The sequence below is a fragment of the Albidovulum denitrificans genome (assembly GCF_002973535.1).
In the GTDB taxonomy this organism is placed as follows: domain Bacteria; phylum Pseudomonadota; class Alphaproteobacteria; order Rhodobacterales; family Rhodobacteraceae; genus Albidovulum; species Albidovulum denitrificans.
In genome coordinates, this window is the sequence record NZ_PVEP01000009.1 from 114,405 (window position 1) to 130,098 (window position 15,694).

The window sequence follows — 15,694 nt, forward strand, 5'->3', positions numbered from 1 at the left end:
TAGTGTCCACCACCGATAGTGGACACTATGGTGATGGCGTGGCGCGTCGAACGAAGCGACTTTGGACGGATGAGGAGAAGCGTTCGATCTGTTTCCAGACGGCGGCGCCGGGCGTTTCCGTGGCTCAGGTTGCGCGGCGCTACGCGGTGAACGCGAACCTGATCTTCAAGTGGCTGCGCGATCCCCGTTATGCGCCGGACCCCACCTCGGTTGCGCCCCCAGCAGAGGAGGCGCGGTTTCTGCCCGTAGAGATCGTCGCGGAGACCAGGTCTACCCCGGCGGCACCTGCCGCCGAGAACCACATCGAGATCGAGCTGGCGGGCGGTCACCGGATGCGGATCAGCGGCAGCTATGATCCTGAGGCGCTGGCGCGGCTGATCCGGGGCCTGACAGCGTGATCCCAGTTCCGGCCAACACGCGGGTCTGGCTGGCGGCCGGGGTCACCGACATGCGCAAGGGGTTCACGGCGCTGGCGGCGCAGGCCGAGGCGGTGCTGCAGCAGGACCCGTTTGGCGGACATCTCTTTGTCTTCCGTGGTCGCCGTGGCGATCTGGTCAAGGTCATCTGGTGGGACGGTCAGGGCGCGTGCATGTTCCTGAAGCGGCTGGAGAAGGGGCGGTGACCTGAGCCCCGTCTTCCCTCCGGGGTAAGGGAGAGTCCTTGGGTTGATTTCTGGGCCTATGCGGCCTGCTTTTCCAGTCTGATCTTCATTGCAAACTCGGCCGGTGGGATATTCCCAAGGGCGGAATGGGGTCTTTGGCGGTTGTAATCCTCCTTCCACATGGCGATCTGGGTGCGGGCGTCGGGCAGCGTCGAGAACAGCGTCTCGTTCAGGAACTCGTCCCGGAACCGCCCGTTGAAGCTTTCGATGAACCCATTCTGCATGGGCTTGCCGGGCGCGATGTAGTGCCAGTCGACTGTCGTGCGCTGACACCAGGACAGGATCGCCGTCGAAGTGAACTCAGTCCCATTGTCGCTGACGATGGTGGTGGGGCGCCTTCGTCGGGCGATGATCGCGTCTAGCTCACGCGCAACACGGGTCCCTGACAGCGACGTGTCAGCGATCAGGGTCAGGCATTCCCGGGTGAAATCATCCACCACGGCAAGGACCCGGAACCGCCGACCATCAGTGAAGGCATCGCTGATGAAGTCGAGGCTCCAGCGTTCATTCGCCGCCTGCGGCAAAACCATCGGTCGCCGTGTTCCCACCGCCCGTTTGCGACCGCCGCGCTTGCGAACCTGCAGCTTCTCTTCGCTGTATAGCCTGCGCAACTTCTTGAGATTCATCACGATCCCCTGCCGGTCGAGCATGATGTGGATGCGCCGATAGCCAAACCGCTGCCGTTCGGCCGCGACAGCCTTCATGGCCGCGCGTTCAGCGGCATCGTCGGGGCGGACACTTTTGTAGCGGATGCTCGAGCGATCGACCGCCAGCACCTCGCACGCCCGACGCTGGCTCACGCCGTGCACCGCACAAACCTGAGCCACCGCACCCCGCTTCGCATCGGGCGTCACCATTTTTTTGAGGCAACATCTTTCAAAATGGCAATGTCGAGCATCGCCTCGGCCAGAAGCTTCTTCAGCTTGCTGTTCTCGTCTTCCAGCACCTTCAGTCGCTGAGCCTCAGACACGTCCATGCCGCCGAACCGCGCCTTGTATTTGTAGAACGTCGCCGAGCTGATCCCGTGCCTGCGGCACACCTCTGCCGTCGGCGTCCCGCCCTCCTGCTCCTTCAAAATCCCGATGATCTGCGCTTCCGTGAACCGCGATTGCTTCATTGTCCGTCTCCATGCGTGGACGGACTCTACCAAAATCTGGAGGAGGTGCAGGGGCTCAGGTCAGCGGTTCGTCTGGCCCTCGGCCGAGGAGGGGAAGGTGGCGCTGTCGCCCGCGCAGCTGTCGATGCTGCTGGAGGGGATCGACTGGCGGGCACCGCAGCGGACATGGCGGCCCTTGACAGCGGGATAATCCGGGGGGCCGCAAGAGAACGATTCCCACAAGGAATACAGTGGGATAAACTCCTTGCATGCTCGATCAGACCCTGACCCTGCCGGAAGATCCCGAGGAGTTGCGCAGCTTCACAGCGCGGCTCCTGGCCGAGGTCAAGGCGCAGGCGATCCTGATCGAGAAGCTGCGGCACCAGTTGGCAGGCCATCGGGCGCACCGGTTCGGGGCCTCGTCCGAGACGGCGGAACAGCTGCAACTGGCCCTCGAGACCAGCGAGATCGCCGCCGCCGCGATGACCGCACGGATGAAGCTGCCGGACATCGAGGAGAATGACAAACCCAAGCGCCGCCCGATCCCGGATCATATCCCGAGGATGGAAGTCGAGCTGACGCCCGGCTCGGACGCCTGTGCCGAGTGCGGCGGCCGCCTGCGTCGGATCGGCGAAGACGTCACCGAAGAACTCGAGTATGTCCCCGGCCGCTTCATCGTGAACCGGATCGTCCGCCCCCGGCTGACCTGCGCCTGCTGCGAACGCTTCGTCCAGGCGCCGCTTCCGTCGCGCCCCATCGAGCGCGGCCGCCCAGGGCCAGGCCTGCTGGCCCATGTCCTGGTCAGCAAATATGCCGATCACCTGCCGCTCTACCGCCAGAGCCAGATCTTCGACCGCGAAGGTCTCGACCTCGACAGATCGACCCTGGCCGATTGGGTGGGCAAATCCATGGCCCTGCTGGAACCCCTCGCAGATGCCATCGGCCGCCATGTTCTGTCGGCCGAGGCGATCTTCGCCGACGACACGCCCGTGAGCATGCTTGCCCCCGGCACCGGCAAGACCCAGACGGCACGGCTCTGGACCTATGCCCGCGACGAACGCCCCTGGGGTGGCACTGCACCGCCAGCAGCTTGGTATAGGTTCTCCGGCGACCGCAAGGGACAGCACCCCAAGGATCACCTCGCCCGATACCGTGGCTGGATGCACGCCGACGGCTATGCCGGGTTCGAGGATCTCTATCGGACCGGAGCGATCCGCGAGGTCGCCTGCATGGCCCATGTCAGGCGAAAGTTCGTCGACATCCACAGGTCGCAGGGTTCCCCGATCGCCGAAGAGGCCATCGGCAGGATCGCGCAACTCTACGCCGTCGAGAAAGAGGCCAGAGGTTCGCCACCGGATGTCCGGGTCGAACTTCGCAAGGCACATGCGGCCCCGGTCTTCGACAACCTGGAGGTCTGGCTGGCCCTGCAACTCACCACGATCTCTGGCAAATCCCCGCTCGCGACCGCCATCCGATATGCCCTGACCCGCATGGAGCGCCTGCGCCCCTATCTTGACCACGGCATTCTCGAACTCGACAACAACGCCGCCGAACGCGGCATGCGCGCCATCGCCCTCGGCCGAAAGAACTACCTCTTCGTCGGCTCGGAAGCGGGCGGCAAGGCCGCCGCCATCGCATACACCCTGATCGAAACGGCCAAGCTCAACGCCATCGATCCCAATGCCTGGCTCGCCGACACCCTGGCCCGTATCCCTGATTACAAGATCACAAAGGTCGATGACCTGCTGCCTTGGAAATGGCTCGGGTAGCGGTCAGGCCGGACGCTTACGTTACGAGGGCAGCCTGTCAAACTTGCAGCGGCTCTTGGCCGGATGGCGCAGAGCCGAAAAACAGGAACAGGAGGGACCCATCAAGGAAGATCAGATCCTTGCACCGGTCCGGGACCCGGAAACCGGGCACGCGATTTCCCCGGTTATAGCGGCCGCACTCTGCATCAAACCAAGAGGAAAGTTCACCTTGGAACAGGCGAGAAAAGTCGAAGTTCTCAAGGAAGGCTCGCCTGCCTTCACAACAATGCGGCGCCTCGCCATGCGTTTCAATGGCATCTTGCGTGGTCGAAAAGCAGACCCGCTGCCCGCCTGGATCGACGATGCGATCGAAACGGACCTGGCGCCCATCGTGCGGTTCGCCCGAACCTTGAACAGAGACATTGATGCGGTCAGGAATGCGATCGAAATGGAGTGGAGCAATGGTCAAGCCGAAGGCCAGATCAACCGATTGAAGACCTTGAAGCGCGCGATGTATGGGCGGGCCGGCCCGAACTTGCTCAGGGCCCGAATGCTTCCTCTGCACCACACAAATTGAGGATGACCCGATTTAAAGGCAACGCGACAATAGCAAAGCTGCCCCGAACACGGCGCTTAGGAGAACCGGCCGAAGGGAAGCATTCGAAGGCGAAACGGCAAGAGTCGATGTGGTCATGCAACAGGTCTCCGCCCGTCACACCCGACGGGAATGGGTTTCATCGAAGTCTGGCCGGTCTCCTGGCTCGCGGATCAGCACGGCCCTTCGCCTTCCCGGGCAGTCGCCCAGTGGCTTGATGAAGGGCCGCTACCGCATACAGTCGCGGGGGCGGCTGAGGCTTCGGGCGCCGCAACTGGGTCCGCCCTTCCCCATTCCCGATTGAGTTCCAGGGCTCTGCACCCCTTGAACACCAAACGCTGATAGGCACGCGCCGATCCTGTCCGAAGTCAACTGACTACCGGATGGGCGAAAGCTGCATCGGTCCGCCCTTGGAGCCGTGCTGCCCCGTCCCATTAAGTCCATGCTCCACTCCTTGTCCGAGATCCGCAAGGATCGGACAGTCGGGCCGGTGGTCGCCGCAGCAGGCGTCCGCCAGGTGGCGCAGCGTGTCGATCATGGCCTGCATCTCGCGCACTTTGCGTTCGAGGCCGTCGATCTGCTCCGTCGCCAGACGCTTCACGTCCGCGCTCTGGCGGGTGCGGTCGCGCCAAAGAGCGAGCAGTTCCTCGATCTTCTCGACGGGAAAGCCCAGGTCGCGGGACCGGCGGATGAAGCGCAGCATCTGCACTTCGGTTGGAGCGTAGACCCGATAGCCCGACTCGGTCCGTCCTGCTGCCGGGATCAGGCCAATGGATTCGTAGTAGCGGATCATCTTGGCGGACACGCCCGAGGCCTTTGCGGCTTCACCGATGTTCATGACAGGTCTCCCTCAGTTGACGACCGCTGGCGCGAACCGCCGCAGCCGAAGTGCGTTGCCGAGCACGAAGACGGATGAGAGGGCCATCGCGGCGGCGGCGAAGATCGGCGACAGCAGGAGGCCGAAGGCGGGCCACAGGACACCTGCGGCAACCGGAATCAGCGCCGCGTTGTAGGCGAAGGCCCAGAACAGGTTCTGCCGGATGTTGCGCATCACTGCCTTGGAGAGTGCGATGGCGTCCGACACGGCGGTCAGCCGCCCGGTCATCAGCACCACATCCGCCGCCTCGATAGCGATGTCGGTGCCGGTACCGACGGCAATGCCGACATCCGCCTCGGCCAGCGCGGGCGCGTCGTTAATGCCGTCGCCGACATAGGCAAGCTGGCCGATGCCCTTCAGCCGCTTCACTGCATCGACCTTGCCGTCGGGCAGGACCTCGGCCACCACCTCGTCGATGCCAAGCTGGCGGGCGATGGCATTGGCGGTACGGGCATTGTCGCCGGTGATCATGGCGACCTTCAGGCGAAGGGCGTGCAGGGCGCGGATCGCTTGCGGTGTGGTGTCCTTGATCGGGTCGGCGACGGCGAGGATCGCAGCCAACTTCCCGTCGATAGCGGCATATAGCGGCGACTTGCCTTCGTCGCCAAGCCGCGCGGCGGTGTCGGCGAAGGGGGTTACGTCAAGGCCGAGCTTCACCATGTAGCGGTCGGCCCCGACTTCGATCTTCTGCCCGCCCGCAACGGCGGTGACACCGAAGCCAGTGACGGAGTCGAAGGTCGTGACGTCGGGCAGGGGCAACCCTTCCTCGGCCGCCGCCGTGACGATGGCGCGGGCGATCGGGTGTTCGGACTTCGCCTCGACCGCCGCGACGGCGGCGAGGACCGCGGCCCGGTCAAAGCCGTCAGCCAGCACGAGGTCGGTCAGCCGGGGCTTGCCCTCGGTCAGCGTGCCGGTCTTGTCAAGCGCCACCACCTTCACGCCTTGCAGCGATTGCAGTGCCTCGCCCTTGCGGAAGAGGACGCCCAGTTCCGCACCGCGCCCGGTACCGACCATGATCGAGGTGGGCGTGGCCAGACCCATCGCGCAGGGGCAGGCGATGATCAGGACGGCGACGGCGTTGACGAGGCCGAAGGTCAGCGCGGGGTCGGGGCCGAAGACCAGCCAGACGGCGAACGTCAGCGCGGCGAGGGCCATGACAGCGGGCACGAACCACATCGTCACCTGATCGACCAGCGCCTGGATCGGCAGCTTGCCACCCTGTGCGGCCTCGACCATGCGGATGATCTGCGCGAGCATCGTCGCTTCGCCCACCGCTGTCGCGCGGAAGGTGAAGGCGCCGGTCTGATTGACGGTGCCACCGGTGACGGCGCTGCCTGCGGTCTTTTCGACGGGCACGGGTTCGCCCGAGATCATGCTTTCGTCGATCCAGCTTGCGCCGGACGTGACTTCGCCGTCGACCGGCACCCGCTCACCGGGGCGGACCTCGACCACATCGCCGGGGCGGACCTCGGCAACGGGCACCTCGACCGTCGCGCCGTCCCGGACGACGCGGGCGGTCTTGGACTGAAGGCCGACCAGCCGTTTGATTGCCTCCGACGTGCGGCCCTTGGCGCGGGCCTCGAGATAGCGGCCAAGCAGGATCAGCGTCACGATCACCGCTGCCGCCTCGTAGTAGACGAAAGTGGTCCCTTGCGGCAGCACGCCGGGGGCGAAGGTGGCGACCAGCGAATAGCCGTAGGCGGCCGAGGTGCCCACCGCGACCAAGCTGTTCATGTCGGGGGCCAGACGGGCCAGCGCGGGCAGGCCTTTGCGAAAGAAGCGCAGGCCGGGGCCGAACAGGACGGCGGTGGTCAGGGCGAACTGGATCAGCCAGCTGGCCTGCATGCCGATGGTGTTCATCACCGCCATGTGGACCCACATGAACAGGTGCGACCCCATCTCCAGCACGAACACCGGCAGCGTCAGCGCGGCGGCAATCAGCACGTCGCGCTTGAGCAACGCCTCGTCTGCGGCTTTCTTCGCGGCGGTCTCGTCCGCTGCAGCCATGGCAGGCGCAGCGGGGCGGGCCTCGTACCCCGCATCAGCAACTGAACGGATCAGCGATGCCAGATCGGCAGACCCGGTCACTGTCGCCCGCTCGGTCGCAAGGTTGACGGCGGCAGAGGTCACGCCCGGCACCGTTTTCAACGCCCGTTCCACCCGCGCAACGCAGGAGGCGCAGGTCATTCCCTCGATCTCCAGATCCACGGGACGCGCGGGTACGGCGTAGCCTGCACCCTCCACCGCCTGTACCAAAGCCGCGCGGTCCAGCGCCGGGCCGGTCACTTCGGCGCGCTCGGTCGCGAGATTGACCGATGCCGTTGCCACCCCCGGCACCGCTTTCAGCGCCCGTTCGACATGCGCCACGCAGGAGGCGCAGGTCATGCCCTCGACGTCGATCACCATCCGGGCTGTGGCGGTTACGGATGGTTGCCTTGCCTGCATGTTCATTGCGGGACTCCTTTCAAGGTGCTTCCGCAAACGGAGATAGGGCTTCCCATCATGGGAAGGTCAAGGGGTAACTTCAATTTTCACCTCACGGCTTTGTGGGGTTGACCTTACAACCGTGGGAAGCCCTATCTGATGGCGCATGAGGCAAAACGCTGAAGGAGGCACTCATGCAGTTCCATATCGAGAACATGACCTGCGGCGGCTGCGTGCGCAGCGTGACCAAGGCCATCCAGTCGGTCGATCCGGCGGCGGAGGTCAGCGCGGACCCCGGAACCCACAAGGTCGACGTCAAGTCTGTGGCCCCCCGTGAGCGGCTGACAGCGGCGCTGACCGAGGTCGGCTACGCGCCCGCCTGAAGCACAGACTTTCCACAACAGAGAAAAGGAAACGACCATGAAGAAGATCGCAATCGGTGCTGTTCTCGCCGCGATGGTGGCAGGCGGAACTTACGTGTATGCCCAGTCGGACGGCATGGCGGGGATGGACCACTCGGGCATGAACATGGGGGGCGATGGCATGGCGATGATGAGCCATGCCACGCTGATCCCGCCGGAACTGGCCAATGATCCGGCAACCGTGGCCTATGCGGCCGCGATGGACAAGATGATGGCGGACATGATGGTGCCCTATACGGGTGACGTGGATGTCGATTTCGCCGCGGGCATGATCCCGCACCACCAAGCGGCCATCGATATGGCGAAGATCCAGCTTGAATTTGGCACGGATCCTGGGATGCGCGAACTGGCCGAGGCGATCATCGCTGCGCAGGAATCCGAGATCGCCACGCTCAAGGCGTTTCTCGCCTCCAAGGGCATGTAAGCCCGGGATGATGACCTTGGGCGGCGCGGTCGGGATTGGCCGCGCCCCCTGCAAATCCGGGACGCAGGGAGTTCGGTTCCATGACCAACAACGCGCAGAAACCGGACACCCCGCCGCCGATGGCCGGAATGGACCATGCCGCAATGGGGCATGGTGCAAAGTCCTCAATTGATCACGCTGCGATGGGCCTTGGCGCGAAATCCGTCGATCATGCTGCGATGGGGCATGCGCCGCAGGGCGGTGGTGCCCACGCAGGCCACGGCGACATGGTGGCCGATTTCCGCCGCCGGTTCTGGGTCTGCCTCGTCCTTACCATCCCGGTCCTGGTCCTGTCGCCAATGGTGCGCGATTTCCTTGGGCAAGGGATGGCCCCGCTGTTCGCCGCCGAGGAATGGGTGGCCCTGGCCCTGTCCTCGATCATTTATTTCTGGGGCGGCTGGCCCTTCCTGACCGGCGCGCTTCCCGAAGTTCGCAGCGGCCGTCCGGGGATGATGACGCTGGTCGCGCTGGCGATTTCCACCGCCTATTTTTACTCCGCCGCCGTCACCCTTGGCCTTCCGGGGGGCGAACCGTTCTACTGGGAACTCGCCACGCTGGTGACCATCATGTTGCTGGGTCACTGGCTGGAAATGCGCTCGGTCCTCGGCGCCTCGCGGGCGCTGGAGGAACTGGTGCGCCTCCTGCCCGATACGGCGCTACGCGTCAAAGCGGATGGCGGGACGGAAGAGGTGCCCGTTGCGGCTCTGGTCGCAGGCGACCGCGTAGTGATCCGCCCCGGCGCAAAGGTGCCGGTCGATGGCACGATCACCGAAGGAACCTCTTCGTTCAACGAGGCCATGCTGACCGGCGAGTCGAAGCCGGTCAACCGGACCACGGGCGAGACAGTGATCGGCGGGGCGGTCAACGGCGAGGGTGCGGTCACCATCGAGGTGAAGGCGACGGGCGAGGCCACATATCTGTCGCAGGTCATCGCCATGGTGAAGGCCGCGCAGAACAGCCGGTCGCGGACTCAAGACCTTGCCACACGCGCGGCGACAGTCTTGACCTGGGTCGCAATCACCGTGGGCCTCGGGTCGTTCGCGTATTGGGTTTGGGCAGGCGAAAGCGTCACCTTCGCGCTGGAGCGGATGGTAACGGTGATGGTCATCGCCTGCCCCCATGCGCTTGGCCTTGCGGTGCCCTTGGTCGTGGCAGTGTCAACCTCGCTCGCGGCCAAGAACGGCCTGCTAATCCGCGACCGTGCCGCCTTCGAGCGGGCACGAGACCTGAACGCAGTCGTCTTTGACAAGACGGGAACGCTGACCGAGGGAAGGTTCGGCGTCAGCGATATCGTCATGCTTGAGGGTGGCGACGAGGCTGCGGCGCTGCGCATGGCAGCCTCGGTCGAAAGCCAGTCGCAGCATCCGATTGCGCAGGGGATCGTGGCGGCTGCAACGGGCAAGGGAATCGCCTTCCCGGCACCGGAGGGGTTGCAGAGCATCACCGGCGCGGGCGTGACCGCGAGGGTGGACGGGCAGGAGGTGGCCATCGTCAGCCCCGGCCACCTGCGCCGACAGAACACGCCCGTCACTGATCCGCGCCTTGCGGCATTGGAAGAGGCAGGCAAGACGGTGGTCGTTCTGGTCAAGGACGGCAAGCCGCATGCGCTTTTCGCGCTGGCGGACATCGTTCGGGCGGAATCGCGCGACGTGGTTGCCCGGCTCAGGGCCCGCGGTGTGCAGTCGATCATGATGACGGGCGATGCCGAGGGTGTTGCAAAGTCGGTCGCAAAGGAGCTGGGCCTCGACGAATACTTCGCCCAGGTGCTGCCGGACCAGAAGGCGGCCAAGGTGCGGGAACTGCGGGCGCGCGGGTTGAAGGTCGCGATGGTCGGCGACGGGGTCAACGACGCCCCGGCGCTGGTCGAGGCTGATCTCGGCATCGCCATCGGCGCAGGCACGGATGTGGCGGTGGAATCGGCCGACGTCGTGCTCGTCCGCTCCGACCCGCGCGATGTCGAGGCAATCCTCGGCCTGTCGCGCGCAACCTATTCCAAAATGGTGCAGAACCTGATCTGGGCCACGGGATACAACGCCTTTGCCATCCCGATGGCGGCGGGGATCACCTTCGGGACCGGGTTCATGATGACCCCGGCAGTCGGGGCGGTGTTCATGTCGGCCTCGACCATCATCGTCGCGATCAACGCCCAGCTTTTGCGGCGCTACCAGGGCTGACGCGCTTATCCCATACCATGCAGCCCATGCAGGCTGCCGGTCATCAGAACTGGAAGCAGGACCGGCGCGGCGACGACAAGGACCAGCAGACGCTCCCGCCATCGCGCCAGCCGCCAACACAGGAAGGCGGCCAGCGTCACGACCAAGGCGACCTCGAACAACCCGAAAACATTGCCGTAGAACCGCGCGTCCCAATAGCTGACCGGACTGCGGAACACCCAGTCCGAGACGGGCCAGAATTGGCGGCGGGCGTCATCGTGATGGGTCAGGAAATCCGCAAGGGCATGCAGGAGACCGGCACCCGCAAAGGCGCGCAGGATGATCTGTCTGCGCCAGACAGCCAACCCGAGCAGCCCTCCCCAGAAAAAGAAGCTGTGGTCAATCGCAAAGACCGACTGCCAGGTCTCTGAGAAGAAAAGCGTGCTGAAGACCTCATGTTCTGGCACGCCAACAACCCGGGTCGCCCAGAGCACCATCGCAAACATCGGCAGGTCCGGGGCTAGCCCTCCTGCGAGCGCTGCGATCAAGGTTGCCGGTGCTAGTGGCCGCGTGCAGACGGCAGCCCCGATCAGCATGTGCGACGGCGTGTTCATGACCTCAGCAGACCGGGTCCGGCATGGATGCTTCGTCCTCTGCAATCCGGCGCAGCAGCGCATAGGGGATCGCGCCGTTCAGGACGGTCCGTCCCACCACCAAGCCCGGTGTTGTCACCAAGTTTATTCGTCGTCTGCTCTGCAAAGTAGAACTGTCGTTTGGAGTTGTCGGAGCAGGACCGGGCAGGACGGAGACCCCCGATATCGCAGGCCTGACCGGTCCTGCGGTCAGGCTCATTCGGCCGCGTGAGCTGCCGCTTCGGCCGCGCGTCGGTCGGCACGTTTCTCGGCCCAGCCCTTGGGGCCGGGGGGCTTGCGTCCGGTGGGGGTGTAGCGGGTTCGCTGCTTGCCTTGCCGTGCAGCCGCGACCGAAGCGCGCGCGGCAAGCTCGGAGGGAGGTCCGAAGATGGGGAGTTCATGTTGGACAAGGCGGAAGGAGGCAGGAAATTCGGCCAGCAATGTGTCGAGGTCCCGCTCCAGCGCCCGGCAGTAGGGGCAGCGGAACTCGCTGAAATAGGCAATCGGCACGACTCCCGGTGTCCCGTCGGTGCCAAAGAGGGCAGGGCAGGGGTCGACCCGCACAACTTCAGCACGCGCGAGGCGCTGGTCTGCATCTTCTGACGGCGGATCGAGGCCAATGAATGCCGGCGTTGCTCCGGACGTTTGGCCACTCCCTTCATGGCGGCGAAACGGCGGCAGATCCGCAATGTCGGCATAGCGCGGCCCTCGGCCCGGGAGCCGGTCCCAGGGAAGGGCACGCAGACCATAGATAAGGGCAACGATCCCGCCGAAGACAAGAAAGTCGCGGCGTCTCACGTTCACACCACAGTCACCGGTGTTCCAACCGGCACCTGTTCGTAGAGCTGGATCACATGCTCGTTTAGCATCCGGATACAACCGTTCAACACGGACTGGCCGATGGACCACGGCTCGGTCGTGCCATGGATACGGTAGTAGGTATCGCGCCCTTCCCGGTAAAGGTAGAGCGCGCGCGCCCCAAGGGGGTTGTTCGGCCCGCCTGGGACACCATCGGCGAACTGGGCATAACGGTCAGGATTGCGGCGGATCATGTCGTTCGTCGGACGCCAAGCAGGCCATTCGGCCTTGCGCTCGATGATCGCGGACCCCCTGAAGGCAAGTCCGGCCTTGCCGACACCGACTCCGTAACGGATCGCACGCTCGGTGTCGAAGACATGGTAGAGAAAGAAGCTTCGCGGGAACACGAGGATCTGTCCGGGCGCGTGCTGCTCGCGGACGCGCACCTCGCGCGGCTGGAACTCGTCGGCCAGCACGAATGGCTCTGCGGTATGGGCCCGAAGGATGGTGGGCGAGGACAGCGCTGCAAGTGCGGCCCCGCCAATGAGGAAGCGTCGGGAAATCATGCTGTCTCCTGAGAGGAACGAGAAGGATCGGGTTCGTTCAGGAGACGCGTCGCGGCGGAGGGGTATGGGGGTCCAAACTGCGGCTGGAGCCCATGACCGGCGTGATCTCGAAATGCGACGATCCGGCCACCGCCATCAGAGTGACAAGCAATGGCTCGCCGGGGAAAACAAGATGACACGTCCCGTGTCCTGACCCCTCGCCGCAGAGCGCATCCTGTATCAGGGGCTGGGCGTGAAGTGCGTCAGCATGCGTTCCGTGCGGCGATCGTTCTGAATGCGCCAGTCCGAAAAGGATGGCGAGCAGGAAGAAGCTGCACAGAAGAGCGGTGATCAATCGCATGGCAGGAGCATAGCCCCTCTCACGTAAGCACCTACTGATCACATCGGAGTGAGGGGTTAAATTCCTTGCAGGATTGGCGAAAACGCAACGCATTCACCTGTTTGTGACCCGGCCGCGATGCAAAGCCGTTTGACCTTCCCACGTTGGAAGGAAGCAAGCCTTCTGCAAAAAGGAGCAGAACATGCGATTCACTCGACGGCTTTTTGTTGCCGGAGCACTTGCCGCGCCTTTCGTGACCGGTCGCGCCGCCATCGCGTCGGAAGACACGCAGGGCCCGGTCCGCAACAACATCTCGGCTTTCCGCACCCACGAGTGGAGGGATCACTTCGATGCTCTGGGGGTCGGGATCATCATCTCCGACACGACAGCCAAGGTCCTCCAGCATTGGACGAGCGACGGTCAGATGTATCTCTACCCAAGCTCGGTCCCGCTATCGGACGAGCTGACCCGCCGGGGCTATACCGAGGTCGTCGAGAAACGGGTGAACCCGAGCTGGGCGCCGACACCGTCGATGCGGGAACGCAACCCGGAATGGCCGGCGTTCGTGCCTGGCGGCGACCCGACCAACCCGCTCGGCACCCGTGCCCTTTACCTGTCGTGGCAATACTACCGCATCCATGGTACACACGACACGCGCAAGATCGGCCGCCGCTCGTCGAACGGCTGCATCGGGCTCTACAACGAACATATCGAGGAAGTTTTCGACCGGACGCCGGTCGGGACGCAAGTGAAGCTGATCTAGCTAGATGAAACGTTCTTCGACCTCACCGAACGCACTCAAAGACATGTTTTCGCACAGATTGTTGCGGTTCGTATCGATGTGGCTATTGTCCTTGGTCCTGACGCTTGGCCTGGTTCTCGGACAGGCTGCGGAGGCGGGCTCGGTCGAAGATCATCATCCCGAGACTTCAATCGAGATCGCGAGCAACTTAGGGCAAGAGACCGCGCAGGCACCTGCATGCCACCCGGGCCTCGCCTGTACTGTTTTCGTGCTGCCCGAGGGGCCGGTCACAGCACTGTCGTTGTCAATCGTGATCACTCTGCGACCGGACCTGACGCAGTCGCAACGCCGCTTCGGCGGCCCGTCTGTGACCCTGCCTCCCCCCCGAACCCGTATCTGACAGTCAGGCCGGACGTGCGTCTGACGGTTCGATAGGCTCTCCGCAGCTCTGTCGACAGTTCAATCTCTGTCAGCCTGACACCAGACAGTTGTGCAAGCCTCACGATCCGCCGGAAGGGCGGGTCGCGGGATCGGTCAACAACAAGAAACCAAGGGCAGTCAGGCAGATGAAACCACAATGGACAGGCGCTTTGGCGCTTGCCGCTTCCGCAGTCGCGGCAGTGGCGCTGGCACATAACGGGGCGACGGGTGTCGTCCTGGAACGGATGAACGGAATGACGGCGATGCGGGACACGGTGGCTGAGCTGGCACCGATGATGCAGGGCACGGTCCCCTACGACACATTCATCGTGTCAGAGGGTGCGAGCGTCATTGCCGGTCACGCGGGCGAGACGATGCTGTCGCTGTTCCCGGAAGGCAGCCTCGAAGGGGTTACCTACGCCAGGCCGGAGATCTGGTCCGACTGGCAGGACTTCGCAGCACTTGCCGAGGAATTGAAGACTTACGCTGACGCGCTCGCCGTGGCAGCTCCGAACGGTCTTGAGCCGGCGCTGCCGCCGCCCGGAGATATGGCCGGGATGGATCACTCGGCGATGGCCATGACCCCGGCACCACAGGGAGATGAGGGCTTCACGATAGCGGAATTGATGGGCTACGGCGAAAGGCCCCCGGAGGTCCAGGTTGCGCGCGGCACGTCGGACCCGGCGACGCTGGCGTCTGATCTGACGACGCTGGCGGCAGACGACCTCTTCACCCGGATCAGCGCTACCTGTTCGTCCTGCCATTCGCAATTTCGCGCCGGTCGGAACTGACGATGCGGGGCTTGATCCGCTTTTCGGTCATTGTCCCGGTCGTTGTCGCCGGGTTCGGTGCCGGGGTACTGGCGCTATGGCCTGTAGGCGCGCCCGAGCCCGCCGCGTTCCCGCCCGGGGATGCAGAACGCGGCGCCTATCTGGCCCGCGCCAGCGGCTGCGTGTCCTGTCACACCAACGCGGCTGCCAAGGGACTGGCGCTCGCCGGAGGAGCGCCGCTCGACACGCCCTTCGGCATCTTCGTGCCCCCGAACATCACTCCGCATCCTACTGCCGGGATCGGCGGCTGGACCATTCAGGATTTCGCCAAGGCTGTCCGCCAGGGAGTCTCGCCGGAGGGTGACCCCTACTATCCGGTCTTCACCTATTCCTTCTACGCAGGCTTCACCGATCAAGAGATCGCCGACCTGTGGGAGGCGTTCCGCACCGTTCCGCCGGTTGCGGATGCTGCCCCCGCGCATGATGTGGGATTTCCGTTCAGCTTCCGCTCGGGCCTGAAGCTCTGGCGCGCTGCCTACCTCGACGCGCCGGAGACGGATGCGCTGATGGGCACATCGTCGCCGTGGAATCGCGGGCGTTTGCTGGTTGAAGGCGCGGCCCATTGTGCGGCATGTCATACCGGCCGAACGCTTGCAGGCGGCCTGGACGACTCCGCCCGGTTCGCCGGAAACGACAGTCTTCCTGGCGGCAGCAAGGCACCGTCGATCCTGACAGCCGATCTCCTCGAAGGCGGCTGGACGGTCGCGAATCTGGCCTATGCGCTGCAGACGGGCCTGTTGCCCAACGGGGATGCCTTTGGCGGCAGCATGGCCGAGGTCGTGGCCGAGGGCACCTCGTACCTGACCGACGCCGACCGCGAGGCCATCGCGACCTACCTGCTCGACCCCGACGGCAGCGGGGACATCCCGGAACCCGCTCGTCCTGTCACGGAGACTCCGATGGCGGGGTTGGACCACTCGCAAATGGAGATGGGCAATGAGAACTAGA

At 64.5% G+C, this 15,694-nt stretch carries 15 protein-coding genes, 3 pseudogenes and 1 riboswitch; of the genes and pseudogenes, 12 read left to right on the plus strand and 6 right to left on the minus strand.

The annotated features are described in order from the left end of the window. Nucleotides 1-2 precede the first annotated feature (2 nt). Complete coding sequence (tnpA, locus tag LX70_RS16910; protein WP_105515981.1) at nt 3-398, plus strand: IS66-like element accessory protein TnpA; 396 nt, start codon at nt 3-5, stop codon at nt 396-398. After that, a pseudogene (tnpB, locus tag LX70_RS16915) lies at nt 395-619 on the plus strand (IS66 family insertion sequence element accessory protein TnpB); the annotation flags it as partial. The gene tnpA and the pseudogene tnpB (LX70_RS16915), both read left to right, overlap by 4 nt. 59 nt (nt 620-678) lie before the next feature. Here the strand turns inward: tnpB (LX70_RS16915) and LX70_RS16920 are convergent. Further along, nucleotides 679-1,778, minus strand: a protein-coding gene (locus tag LX70_RS16920; protein ID WP_105515982.1) for an IS3 family transposase whose coding sequence is annotated in 2 segments (ribosomal slippage) — nt 679-1,526 and nt 1,526-1,778 — 1,101 coding nt in all. Because the reading frame shifts where the segments join, the coding sequence is not laid out codon by codon here. 64 nt (nt 1,779-1,842) lie between these two features. Between LX70_RS16920 and tnpB (LX70_RS16925) the strand changes: the two are divergent. The 3 genes and pseudogenes from tnpB (LX70_RS16925) to LX70_RS16935 all read left to right on the plus strand — a co-directional run. After that, nucleotides 1,843-1,968: pseudogene (gene tnpB / locus LX70_RS16925) on the plus strand (IS66 family insertion sequence element accessory protein TnpB); the annotation flags it as partial. Nucleotides 1,969-2,026: 58 nt separating this feature from the next. Further along, nucleotides 2,027-3,526 (plus strand): IS66 family transposase, encoded by a 1,500-nt coding sequence (tnpC, locus tag LX70_RS16930; protein ID WP_105515983.1) that lies wholly within the window; start codon nt 2,027-2,029, stop codon nt 3,524-3,526. 22 nt (nt 3,527-3,548) lie between these two features. Further along, nucleotides 3,549-4,082: pseudogene (locus tag LX70_RS16935) on the plus strand (ISL3 family transposase); the annotation flags it as partial. A 152-nt stretch (nt 4,083-4,234) separates the two neighbouring features. After that, nucleotides 4,235-4,451: riboswitch (cobalamin riboswitch) on the minus strand. Between the two features lie 25 nt (nt 4,452-4,476). On the opposite strand, the gene cueR reads toward LX70_RS16935, so the two are convergent. Both cueR and LX70_RS16945 read right to left on the minus strand, forming a co-directional pair. Continuing rightward, nucleotides 4,477-4,938, minus strand: coding sequence for a Cu(I)-responsive transcriptional regulator (cueR, locus tag LX70_RS16940; RefSeq protein ID WP_084684241.1), 462 nt, complete (start codon nt 4,936-4,938; stop codon nt 4,477-4,479). A gap of 12 nt (nt 4,939-4,950) precedes the next feature. After that, the gene (locus tag LX70_RS16945) at nt 4,951-7,422 is read right to left on the minus strand and encodes a heavy metal translocating P-type ATPase (protein WP_425430598.1); all 2,472 of its coding nucleotides are present in this window, start codon (nt 7,420-7,422) and stop codon (nt 4,951-4,953) included. A 173-nt stretch (nt 7,423-7,595) separates the two neighbouring features. Here LX70_RS16945 and LX70_RS16950 point away from each other — a divergent pair, with 173 nt between their 5' ends. The 3 genes from LX70_RS16950 to LX70_RS16960 all read left to right on the plus strand — a co-directional run bounded on the left by LX70_RS16950 (nt 7,596) and on the right by LX70_RS16960 (nt 10,460). Next, entirely contained in the window at nt 7,596-7,784 is a 189-nt protein-coding gene (locus tag LX70_RS16950) for a heavy-metal-associated domain-containing protein (protein WP_035714032.1), read from the plus strand. 37 nt (nt 7,785-7,821) lie between these two features. Beyond that, nucleotides 7,822-8,247 carry a CopM family metallochaperone gene (gene copM, locus LX70_RS16955; protein WP_051911381.1) on the plus strand — a complete coding sequence of 142 codons (426 nt, stop codon included), beginning with the start codon at nt 7,822-7,824 and terminating at the stop codon, nt 8,245-8,247. An 80-nt stretch (nt 8,248-8,327) separates the two neighbouring features. Then, a complete protein-coding gene (locus LX70_RS16960) occupies nt 8,328-10,460 on the plus strand; it encodes a copper-translocating P-type ATPase (protein WP_211301749.1) in 2,133 nt (710 codons plus the stop codon). A 5-nt stretch (nt 10,461-10,465) separates the two neighbouring features. On the opposite strand, the gene LX70_RS16965 is transcribed toward LX70_RS16960, so the two are convergent. From LX70_RS16965 to LX70_RS16975, 3 genes are all read right to left on the minus strand, one after another. Then, nucleotides 10,466-10,945 (minus strand): hypothetical protein, encoded by a 480-nt coding sequence (locus LX70_RS16965; RefSeq protein ID WP_051911383.1) that lies wholly within the window; start codon nt 10,943-10,945, stop codon nt 10,466-10,468. A 342-nt stretch (nt 10,946-11,287) separates the two neighbouring features. Then, complete coding sequence (locus tag LX70_RS20535; protein ID WP_146111642.1) at nt 11,288-11,875, minus strand: thioredoxin domain-containing protein; 588 nt, start codon at nt 11,873-11,875, stop codon at nt 11,288-11,290. Further along, a complete protein-coding gene (locus LX70_RS16975; RefSeq protein WP_105515986.1) occupies nt 11,872-12,435 on the minus strand; it encodes a L,D-transpeptidase in 564 nt (187 codons plus the stop codon). Before LX70_RS16975 ends, LX70_RS20535 begins: the two co-directional genes overlap by 4 nt. Nucleotides 12,436-12,956: 521 nt before the next feature. Between LX70_RS16975 and LX70_RS16980 the strand changes: the two genes are divergently transcribed. From LX70_RS16980 to LX70_RS16995, 4 genes are all read left to right on the plus strand, one after another. Further along, entirely contained in the window at nt 12,957-13,517 is a 561-nt protein-coding gene (locus LX70_RS16980) for a L,D-transpeptidase (RefSeq protein ID WP_035714037.1), read from the plus strand. A gap of 4 nt (nt 13,518-13,521) precedes the next feature. Beyond that, nucleotides 13,522-13,896, plus strand: coding sequence for a hypothetical protein (locus tag LX70_RS16985; protein ID WP_146111643.1), 375 nt, complete (start codon nt 13,522-13,524; stop codon nt 13,894-13,896). A 166-nt stretch (nt 13,897-14,062) separates the two neighbouring features. Further along, the gene (locus tag LX70_RS16990) at nt 14,063-14,707 is read left to right on the plus strand and encodes a c-type cytochrome (RefSeq protein ID WP_105515988.1); all 645 of its coding nucleotides are present in this window, start codon (nt 14,063-14,065) and stop codon (nt 14,705-14,707) included. 2 nt (nt 14,708-14,709) lie between these two features. Then, nucleotides 14,710-15,693 carry a c-type cytochrome gene (locus LX70_RS16995; protein ID WP_245885119.1) on the plus strand — a complete coding sequence of 328 codons (984 nt, stop codon included), beginning with the start codon at nt 14,710-14,712 and terminating at the stop codon, nt 15,691-15,693. The last annotated feature ends 1 nt before the right edge of the window (nt 15,694 follow it).